Raw genomic sequence first — 5,527 nt, forward strand, 5'->3', positions numbered from 1 at the left:
GGGGCGCGGCCGCCGTGACGGTGGCGCTGCGGGAACGGCTGGCCGGCCTGCCCGACGCCGCCGCCCGCGACGAGCTGCTGCTCGACCTCGTCCGCGGCCACGCCGCCGCGGTCCTCGGGCACGCGGACGCGGCGGCCGTGGAACCGGGCCGCGCGCTGCGTGATCTCGGCTTCGACTCGCTCACCGCCGTCGAGCTGCGCAACCGCCTCATCGAGGCCACCGGGCTGCGGTTGGCGGCGACGCTGGTCTTCAACCATCCCTCGGTGCGCGCGATCGCGGACCATCTCGCCGAGCGGCTCGCGCACTCCGCCGCGCCGGCCGCAGGCACCGGCACCGGCACCGCGTCGGGCGTGCCGGGGGAGGAGCATCCGTCCGGCGCCGGTCAGGCCGACGACGATCGCGACGATCCCGTCGTGATCGTCGCGATGGGCTGCCGGTTCCCGGGTGACGTCAGCACGCCCGCGCAGCTGTGGGAGGTGGTGCGCGACGGGCGTGACGTGGTCGGCGCGCTGCCCGACGATCGCGGCTGGGACCTCACCGCGCTCTACGACCCGGATCCCGACCAGCCCGGCCGGACCTATGTGCGCGGCGGTGGCTTCCTCACCGACGTCGCCGGGTTCGACGCGACGCTGTTCGGCATCTCGCCCCGTGAGGCCCTGGCGATGGACCCGCAGCAGCGGCTGCTGCTCGAAATCGCCTGGGAGGTGTTCGAGCGGGCCGGGCTCGACCCGACGGCGCTGGCGGGCACGCCCACCGGCGTGTACGTGGGCACCCACGGCCAGGACTACGGCGCGGGCCTGGCCGGCGCGTCGGCCGACGAGGGCTACCTCGTCATCGGCAAGGCGGCAAGCGTGCTGTCCGGCCGGGTCGCCTACGCCTACGGCCTGCAGGGACCGGCGGTCACGGTGGACACCGCCTGCTCGTCGTCGCTCGTGGCGCTGCATCTCGCGGCCGCGGCGCTGCGCTCCGGGGAGATCGACCTCGCGCTCGTCGGCGGGGTCTCCGTGATGACGACCCCGGAGGGCGTGCTCGGGTTCTCCCGGCAGCGCGGCCTCGCGGCCGACGGCCGGTGCAAGGCGTTCGCACAGGCCGCCGACGGGTTCGGCATGGCCGAGGGCGCGGGCCTGCTGCTGGTCGAACGGCTCTCGCGGGCCCGCCGGCACGGGCACCGGGTGCTGGCGGTGTTGCGCGGCTCGGCGATCAACCAGGACGGCGCGTCGAACGGCCTGACGGCGCCGCACGGGCCGGCGCAGGAGCGGGTGATCCGCGCCGCGCTGGCCGCGGCCGGCCTGTCCACCGCGGACGTCGACGTGGTGGAGGCGCACGGCACGGGCACCACGCTCGGTGACCCGATCGAGGCGCAGGCGCTGCTGGCGACCTACGGCCAGGACCGCCCGGCGGTCCGCCCGGTGCTGGTCGGGTCGGGCAAGTCGAACTTCGGGCACACCCAGGCGGCCGCCGGTGTCGCCGGTGTGATCAAGATTGTGCAGGCCCTCGACCATGGCCTGGTGCCGCGGACGCTGCACGTGGACCAGCCGTCCTCGCATGTGGACTGGGACGCCGGCGCGCTGCGGCTCGCCACCGAGGCGACACCCTGGCCGGAGCTGGGCCGCCCGCGCCGCGCCGCCGTGTCGTCGTTCGGGGTGAGCGGCACCAACGCCCACGTGATCCTCGAGCAGGGCGACCCCGGTCCCGCCCCGGCCGCCGCGCCGCTGGACCACAGCGCGCCTCCGGAGGTGGTCCCGTGGGTACTCTCGGCGGCCTCCGAGCCGGCGCTGCGGGCCCAGACGGGCCGGCTCGCCGCCTTCGCCCGGGAGCATCCCGCGACCGCGCCAGCCGAGATCGGCCGTGCGCTGCTGACCCGCGCCACCCTCACGCACCGGGCCGTCGCCGTCGGCGGGCAACCCGAGGAGCTGGCGCTGGGTCTGGCCGCCGTCGCGGCCGCCGAGGCCGACCCGGCCGTGGTGACCGGCCGTGCCGACGTCGCCGGCCGGACCGCGTTCGTGTTCGCCGGGCAGGGCGCGCAGTGGGTCGGGATGGGCGGCGGGCTGCTGGCCTCGTCGGCGGTCTTCGCGGGCGTGGTGGACGAGGTCGCCGCGGCGCTGGACGGGCTGGTCGACTGGTCGCTGCACGACGTCCTGCGCGGTGGCGGCGGCGCCGAGGCCCTGGGCCGGGTGGACGTCGTGCAGCCGGCGTCGTTCGCGGTGGCGGTCGGGCTCACGGCGGTCTGGGCGTCGCTCGGGGTGCGGCCGGACGCGGTCGTCGGCCACTCCCAGGGGGAGCTCGCGGCGGCGTATGTGGCGGGCGCGCTCTCGCTGGCCGACGCGGCCCGCGTCGTCGCCCTGCGCAGCCGGGCGATCGGGGCCCGGCTGGCGGGGAGGGGCGGCATGGTGTCGGTGCTACTGCCGGCGCACCGGGTGGGCGAGCGGCTGCCGGCTGGCGTCGAGATCGCCGCGGTGAACGGTCCGGACTCGACGGTGGTGGCCGGCGACCCGGCCGGGCTCGACGAGCTGGTGGCCGGCTACGAGGCGGCCGGCGTGCGGGCGCGGCGGATCCCGGTGGACTACGCCTCCCACACCAGCCATGTCGAGCTGATCGAGCGGGAGCTCGCCGAGGTGCTGGCGGGGATCGAGCCGCACTCCCCGCGGCTGCCGTTCTTCTCGACCGTCGACGGCGGGTGGGTGCGCGACGCGTCGCTCGACGCCGGCTACTGGTACCGCAACCTGCGCCTGCCCGTCCGCTTCGGCCCCGCCGTCGACGCCCTCGCTGACGCCGGCTACCGGGCGTTCGTCGAGGTCAGCTCGCACCCCGTGCTCACCCTCGGTATCAGCGAGACGGTGGCGGCGCGCGCCGGCGTGCCGACCGTGGTGACCGGCACGCTGCGGCGCGGCGACGGCGGCCTGGATCGCCTGCTGCGCAGCGCCGCCGAGCTCCACGTCCGCGGTGTCCAGGTCGACTGGGCGGCCGCCTTCTCACCCGCGGCAGGCCTCCCGGCCGCCCTCGCGGCGGACCCGCCGGACGGGCGGACGGCGGTCGGTGGCGCGGCGGTCGGCGGGAGACCGGCGCCGTCCGTCGAGCTGCCGACCTACGCCTTCCAGCACGAGCGGTACTGGCTCGCCCCCGCGGGCTCGGCCCGGGGGCGGCGCGGCGCCGACCTGGCCGAGACGGGCCTCGCGGACACCGGGCACCCGCTGCTGGGCGCGGCGGTCGAGCTGCCAGACTCGGGCGACCTGCTGTTCACCAGCAGCGTCTCGGTGGCGAGCCAGCCGTGGCTCGCCGATCACGCCGTCTCCGGGGCGCATCTGGTACCCGGCGCGGCCTGGATCGAGACTTTGCTGCGGGCCGGCGCCGAGGTCGGCTTCCCGGTTCTCGACGAGCTGCTGATCGAGGCTCCGCTGGCGGTGCCCGAGCGGGACGCGCTGACCCTGCGGGTCACCGTCGCGGACACCGACGAGAGCGGCACCCGTCCGGTCACCATCCATGCCCGGTCGCGCGACGCCGCGCTGGGCGACGCCTGGACCCGGGTCGCCTCGGGCCGGCTGTCGGCCGCCGTCACCGCACCGGAGCACGGCTTCGAGCAGTGGCCTCCCGCCGGCGCGCAGCCCGTCGACGTGTCCGACTTCTATGCGCGCCTCGCGGACGAGGGGTATGCGTACGGGCCGGTGTTCCGTGGCCTGCGGGCCGCCTGGACCCGCGACGGCGAGGTGTTCGCCGAGGTCGCGCTGCCCGACGGCGCGTCGCCCGGGGAGTTCGGCCTGCACCCGGCGCTGCTGGACGCGGCGTTGCAGACGGCCAAGCTCGGGGTGGTGCCGCCCGCCGACGCCGGGCAGGTACTGCTGCCCTTCGCCTGGAACACCGTGCGGCGCCACGCCGCGGGCGCGCGGGTGTTGCGGGTGCACGCGGCCGCCTCCAGCCCGGCCTCGGCCACCGGACCGGAGGGAGGCAGCGGCGGGTATGGCGTGACGCTGCGGCTGTCCGACCAGACCGGGGCGCCCGTCGGCGAGATCGGCCAGCTGGTCCTGCGGCCGACCGACGCCGCGCGGCTCGCGCCGGGGGAGGCGACGGCCGGTGCCGACGCGCTGATGGAGGTCGGCTGGGTACCGGTGGGCATCGCGGCCGGTGGGCCAACCTCGCCGGTCGACGCGATTCTGGACCTGACGGCTGCGGCGGCCGCCGAGGCTGGCGGGTCGAGTGGGCTGGAGCCCGCGGATGGACTGCCCGGCGGCGATCCGGCACGGGCGCGGGCCCTGATCGAGCGGGCGCTCGACGGCGTGGGCGCCGTGCTCGGCCGGAGCGACGGCAGCCCGCTGGAGGCGGCGGCAGCCAACGGATCGTCGGCGAGCCCGTCCGAGGCCTCGTCCGAGGTCTCACCAACGGCCGCGGCCGGGGTGCTTGCCGTGCTGACCGACGACCCCGTCGGTGACCCGGCCGCCGCGGCGGTCTGGGGCCTGCTGCGATCGGCGCAGGCGGAGAACCCCGGCCGGCTCGTCCTCGCCGGCGTCGGCCCTGGCCCGGGCGACGCGGCCGCGGCCCGCGCGTTGCTGCCGGCGGCGACCGCTGTCGGTGAGACCCAGTTCGCCGTGCGCGGCGGGCAGGTGACCGTCCCCCGCCTGGCCCGGCTGGCCGTCGCACCGGTCGAGGCAAGGCCCGTCGTGCCACCGGGCGCGGGCACGTCGGCCCTTCGGCCGGCCACGGACGGCGTGCCGCCCGCGGCGGCGTTCCCGGCCGACGGCACGGTGCTGATCACCGGTGGCACCGGCACGCTCGGCGGCATCGTCGCGACGCACCTGGTTCGCGTGCACGGCGTGCGGCACCTGGTGCTGCTCAGCCGCGGCGGTCCGGGCGCACCCGGCGCCGACGCACTGCGCGCGAGCCTGCGCGAGGCGGGCGCCGTGGTCGAGATCGTCGCCGCCGACGCGGCGGACCGCGGCGCGCTCGCGGCGGTGCTCGACGCCATCCCGGACACCCGCTCGCTGCGTGCCGTCATCCACACGGCGGCTGTTCTCGACGACGGGCTGGTCACCGCGCTCACCCCGGCGCGGCTCGACACGGTGCTGCGGGCGAAGGCCGACGCCGCGTGGAACCTGCACGAGCTGACCGCCGACCATGACCTCACCGCGTTCGTCCTGTTCTCCTCGGCGTCCGCCGCGTTCGGGGGCGCCGGCCAGGGCAGCTATACGGCGGCCAACGGGTATCTCGACAGCCTCGCCGAGTACCGGCGGGCCCGCGGCCTGCCAGCGGTGTCCGTCGGCTGGGGGCTGTGGGCCCAGCGCAGCGCGCTGACCGGCCGCCTGAGTGCCGCCGACCGCGATCGGATGGCCCGCGGCGGAGTGCGGGCGATGAGCGCCGCCGAAGGGGTGGCACTGTTCGACGGGGCGGTGGCGTCCGGCGCGGCACACGTGGTCGCCGCCGCGCTCGACCTGGCGTTCCTGCGCGAGCGGGCCGCCGCCGGCGAGCTCACGCCGCTGCTGCGGGACCTCGTCCGGGTGCCTGGACCGGGCGGCGCGGGGCCGGCCGGCGCCGGGGC

At 77.5% G+C, this 5,527-nt stretch carries 1 protein-coding gene; it reads left to right on the plus strand.

Annotation, left to right across the window (positions count from 1 at the left end; all coding sequences use genetic code 11):
* The coding region (locus tag FREUN1FDRAFT_RS37670) for a type I polyketide synthase (protein WP_006545691.1) at positions 1-5,527 on the plus strand (5,527 nt) is incomplete at both ends.

It is taken from the genome of Parafrankia sp. EUN1f (genome assembly GCF_000177675.1).
GTDB lineage: Bacteria > Actinomycetota > Actinomycetes > Frankiales > Frankiaceae > Parafrankia.